The organism is Clostridium sp. (genome assembly GCF_051278035.1).
GTDB lineage: Bacteria > Bacillota > Clostridia > Clostridiales > Clostridiaceae > Clostridium_AD.
The window spans coordinates 1-5,143 of record NZ_JBNMNU010000244.1; the positions used below are offsets into that span (position 1 = coordinate 1).

The 5,143-nt window shown below is 30.8% G+C and carries 5 protein-coding genes; 4 read left to right on the top strand and 1 reads right to left on the bottom strand.

Features of this window, described 5'->3' with window-relative positions; translation table 11 throughout:
- The 4 genes from ACJAX4_RS22080 to ACJAX4_RS22095 form a co-directional block, all read left to right on the top strand.
- The coding region (locus ACJAX4_RS22080) for an RNA-guided endonuclease TnpB family protein (protein ID WP_435791596.1) at positions 1 to 1,107 on the top strand (1,107 nt) is incomplete at its 5' end.
- Positions 1,108 to 1,251: 144 nt separating this feature from the next.
- Positions 1,252 to 1,407, top strand: a complete 156-nt coding sequence (locus tag ACJAX4_RS22085; protein ID WP_435791597.1) for a hypothetical protein — start codon at positions 1,252 to 1,254, stop codon at positions 1,405 to 1,407.
- Positions 1,408 to 1,993: 586 nt separating this feature from the next.
- Positions 1,994 to 4,012, top strand: a complete 2,019-nt coding sequence (locus tag ACJAX4_RS22090) for a cell wall-binding repeat-containing protein (protein WP_435791598.1) — start codon at positions 1,994 to 1,996, stop codon at positions 4,010 to 4,012.
- A gap of 60 nt (positions 4,013 to 4,072) precedes the next feature.
- The gene (locus tag ACJAX4_RS22095; RefSeq protein WP_435791599.1) at positions 4,073 to 4,426 is read left to right on the top strand and encodes a L,D-transpeptidase; all 354 of its coding nucleotides are present in this window, start codon (positions 4,073 to 4,075) and stop codon (positions 4,424 to 4,426) included.
- A gap of 33 nt (positions 4,427 to 4,459) precedes the next feature.
- On the opposite strand, the gene ACJAX4_RS22100 is transcribed toward ACJAX4_RS22095, so the two are convergent.
- Positions 4,460 to 5,020: a recombinase family protein gene (locus ACJAX4_RS22100; RefSeq protein ID WP_435791600.1), complete on the bottom strand. Its 561-nt coding sequence runs from the start codon at positions 5,018 to 5,020 to the stop codon at positions 4,460 to 4,462.
- Between the last annotated feature and the right edge of the window lie 123 nt (positions 5,021 to 5,143).

The following is a 5,143-nucleotide window of genomic DNA, read 5'->3' on the forward strand; positions in this document are numbered from 1 at the left end:
AATAAAAAATATAATTTGACTGAATATTCCTTTCATACTTTTGTAAAACCCATTCAAAAACATTTTAAGGACAATATAGATAGTTTCACCATCCAAAAGATAGCAACTAGGTGTTTTAGTGCTTTTCAGAAATTAATGTTGCATAAAGCAAATAGAGTTTATTTTAAAAAATATGGTGAAATGAACAGTGTTGAAGGTAAATCTAATGGAACAGGAATTAGATTTAAGGATAATAAATTGCTTTGGAATGGATTAGAAATAAATACACTTGTAAAAAAGAACGACGAATACGCACAAATATCTTTATTAAACAAAGTTAAGTTTTGTAGAATTGTAAGAAAATTTGTTCGTAAAAAGTATAAATATTATATTCAATTAATACTAGAAGGAGTTCCACCTTTGAAATACAATAAAGAAACTGGTGAGGTTAGAAACATCATAGGAGAAGGCAATGTTGGAATAGATATTGGAACTCAAACGATAGGAATTGCTTCAAGACATGAAGTTAAACTATTAGAGTTAGCACCTCAAATTAATAACATTGAAACAATTAAAAGAAAGTTATTAAGAAAATTAGATAGAAAGCAATCACATGAAAAATTAGCTAACTATATTTTAAGTCTTGGAAATGTTATTAAAGTTGAGTCCATGAATTATAAAGGACTACAAAAGCGTTCAAAAGAAACAACTGTTAGTGAAAAAACGGGTAAATTCAATAAGAAGAAAAGATTTGGTAGATCTTTAGCAAACAAAGCACCAAGTATGTTTTTAACTATATTAGATAATAAGCTTAAATGGAATAATGAAATGTTATATAAAATCAATACTTATAAAGTAAAAGCTAGTCAATATAATCATTTTGATAGTGAATGTAATCAGAAAGAATTATCAGAACGTTGGAATTATTTTAATGTGAACAATGAAATAATCAAAATACAAAGAGATTTGTATAGTAGTTTCTTAATTATGAACGTAAAAGACAACTTGGAAGAAGTAGATAGAGAATTATGTTTTGGAACTTATGATAATTTTAAACATTTGCACGATAAAGAAATTAATAGATTATTGAGCAGTAACAATAAAAGAATATCAAGCATGGGAATTTAAAAGCTAGGTAATATAAAAAAAGGTTTTGATATGAGCCTTTAAACTATCGTTAATTTATCCATTGGGATAATTGGTAGTGAAAGTCTTAGGGAAGTCATTTAGTTCTGATATGTTGTAGTTTATAGAATTTTTATGAATGAGAGTATGAGAGAAGATGATATACCTAAGAACCCCAATGCCTTTAGGCGTGGGAGTATCAGCAATGTTATAATTGATAAAAATACTATTTTAGAAGAGAATACAACATTACAAGGGGATGAAAAGTTCCCCATTGTAATAGAGAAAAAAGTTAGAATATAATAGAGTAAAATAATCCTTGCATAAGTTAGTGGCGCTTATATAAGGATTATTTTTGTATTATTTGCTACTAAATACGATACTCCATTTATTATTTCATTATTACAGTAATTGTCTATAACTAATATTTTTGAACATTTGGAATATTATACAATTAATTAATATAAACTGATTAGTATAGTACAAGCTGGGCAATAATTTTAATGAGTGGAATTTATGTGTATAAGGTGGGGTATAAAATGAAGAAAATTAAAAAAATGAAGGTTAAAGTTGGAATAGATAAAAGTAAATTAATAAAAGGTGATAAAAGGTTGATTGCCTGTGGTAAAAATTTTTGAACTAGGGTGACAGGTATTTGTAAAATTTAGTGATACTTGGAGGCAACCAGAGAGTGGAAACTGCGGACACATATTTTAATATATGTCCGCAGTTTTTTTCGTCATTAAGCGAAGGGTTCACGATTTTAAAATAACTAAATCAAAATAAAAGGATTTATTTATATAATATAGAATATAAAATGTTCATACATAAAATAATCATTAACGGCAAGATTAAGTTAAGTATAAAGGTCAAGGGGGAAATCAGAATTATGTACAGAAAAACAAGGAAGTTATTTGTAATATGTTTAATATTTACGGTGTTACATGCAACGGTAACGTTCCAAAGAGTAGCATCAGCGTCAACATTATTAGAAGGGTCTGATAGGTACGCAACCGCCCTAAAAATTGTACAGGATGGTTGGTCGCAATCAGAAAATGTAATTATCGCTAGAGGGGATGATTTGGCAGATGCGCTTGCCGCAGCTCCACTCGCATACGCAAAGGACAAAGCACCCATACTACTCACAAAACCCGGTGAACTTCCAACAGGAGTTTTGAATGAACTTAATGCATTAGGAGTTAAAAATGTTTACATAGTTGGAGGGACAGGGGCTATTTCAACAGCAGTAGAAAAAGCTTTAGAAGACTTTACGGTTAAGCGTATATCAGGAAAAGATAGAGTGGACACCTCCTATAAAATAGCACTTGAAGCTTTTACAGTAGAGCCAGAAGAAGTAGTTATTGCAAATGGGTTAGCATATTCAGATGCGCTTTCAATTTCGTCAGTTGCAGCTATAAAGGGAATGCCAATATTACTTGTTGTTAAAAATAAATTAACAGCTGATCAAGCAAAGTACATTGAAGGCAAAACTGTTTATGCAATTGGAGGGACGGGAGTTATTAGTAAGGAGGTTGCTATAGCAGCAAATGCTACAAGAATATCTGGAGCAAACAGATATGAAACAAATGCAGCAATACTTGATAATTTTGAACAAGACTATAGTAGTATTTACATTGCAAAAGGTACAAATGCGAACCTGGTAGATGCACTTGCAGGTTCAGCACTTGCAGCTAAGGGTAACAATCCTATAGTTTTAGTTGGTAGAAATTCTGCGATTAATGTAAAATTAGCGGCAGTTATAAGAAACAATATAAACGATAATAGCAAAGAAATTTTACTTGGTGGGGCGGTTTCAAAATCAGCAGCAGACGCTATTGAAGTATTAAAAACGCAAGTAAGTTTATACAAAACTATAGATGATCTAACGGTTAAACTAATATTATCAAAAACAAAAGTTAAGCCTTTAGACACAATAAAATTCGAGATAAAATCAAATGATACATTATCTGATCTAACAAATAGTAATGATAACGTAATATTAATTAAGAGCAGAGCTTATGAAACTAAAGAGATAGATCTGCATCCAAGTTATAATGGAAGCACAGGAAAGTATGAATTAGAATATATAGTTCCTCTAGATATGGTAAAAGGTGAATGGTATGTAGAAAAAGTCATGTTAAAAGATAATGAAGAAATTAGAACTTATAATAATAATTCTAATATTACATTTAAAGTAGATTCCATAGTAAGCTTTAATTCTAATGGCGGTTCAAATATAAAAAATCTGTCAACTGAGTACAATGAGAAAGTAGTTACACCTTTAGATCCAGTTAAGACAAGCTTTATTTTTGGAGGATGGTATAAAGATAATACCACTTTTGAAAACAAGTTTGATTTTGAAAATACGGATATAACTGAGGATATAACACTATTTGCAAAGTGGATAGTTGCTCCTCCGGTACCACCAACAAGTTTAAAAGCAGAGTCATCTTCATATAATAGCATTGTGGTTAGTTGGGGCGCAGTAAAGGGGGCAAGTGGATATGAAGTTTATAGGTCAACATCTGCTGCAGGAGCAAACATGTTAAGATACAATGCTGCAAGTACTAGCTTTATAAATAGTGGACTTGTAACTAATTATGTTTATTACTATAAAATTAGATCCTATAAGATTTATGATAAAGTGAAAGTATATAGTGTTTTGTCATCTGTAGTAATTGCAAAAGCAATAGCGGCTAAACCTATCACAAAATATGTTTATAATAGTTTAGTAAAGTCTAATGCAGTATACGGAACATATACAGGTTTAAAAGTAGAAATATTAGATGAAAGTAATATGAGATACTTAATTGGAAAATCTGATGGCTCACAAATGTGGGTAGATCGGAGCAAGGTTTCGGTACCCCCAAACTCAGTTACTAATAAAAAATACTTGGATAAAAATTAACTGGAAACCTATGTAAATACAACAAGTACTTTCGTCAGTAAAACAAAATACTTTATTTGGGTGGATACGGATAGGCAAAGGGTAAATATATTTACTGGTAGTGCTGGACATTGGGTTTTACTAGAAACATACTCCTGTGCATCGGGTAACAATGTTACACCTTCAAAAATAGGATTATTTACGATAAAAGAAAAAGGGTATTCTTTCGTTGCAGGTCCTGGAGTAATCTGTAAATATTGGACAAGATATAGTGGGAATTATCTGCTACATTCAATACTTTTAAGGGCCTCTGGGGAAGTCTACGATGGGACGTTAGGGGAAAAGGCATCTCATGGATGTATCCGAATGCCAGTAGATATGGCAAAATTATTTTATGATAAAATATCAAAAGGTTCATTAGTATGGGTGAATTAGCAATAGAATAAATATGAAGAGGACTAATATTTATTAGTCCTCTTCATATTTTTTTAATAATTTATAGAAGGTATTCCTTTTAAGTCCTAACAGATTCATAGCTTTTGTTCCTGTTAGTGCCCTTGTCTTGTACTGGCTATATATTATAAACCAATCATTTGGATAACGTATAGCGCGTCTACCCTTATATACTCCATTCTCTTTTGCTATTGCTATCCCCGCGCGTTGACGTTCTAACATATTTGCTCTTTCAAAGGTATTAATAGCATCAATCATAGTTAACATTAATTTTCCTGTTGCAGTGCTTGTGTCCATGTTCTCTTTACTACTTACTAGTTGTATTCCTTTTGCTTGCAATTGCATGATTATATTTAACAGATTCTTTGTATTACTTGCTAACTTATCCAGGCTATGGATATATATTGTGTCGTCTTTTTTAGCTAGCTCTAATATTGTTTTTAACACTGGTCTATTTGGATATTTAGAACTAACCTTTTCACTAAACCACTTGTCTATATCATATTGTTTTAAGACTTCTAGTTGTCTGCTTTCGTTCTGCTTTATGGTTGATATTTTTACATAAGCTATATTCATATAATAACCTCCTCGTATAATGTTGTTATACGTTTTGATAAGAAGCCGCTAATATTACAACTAATAATTTATTTATTTATTTATTTCTATTAATGTAATTATATACCAATTGTTTGTTTGGTG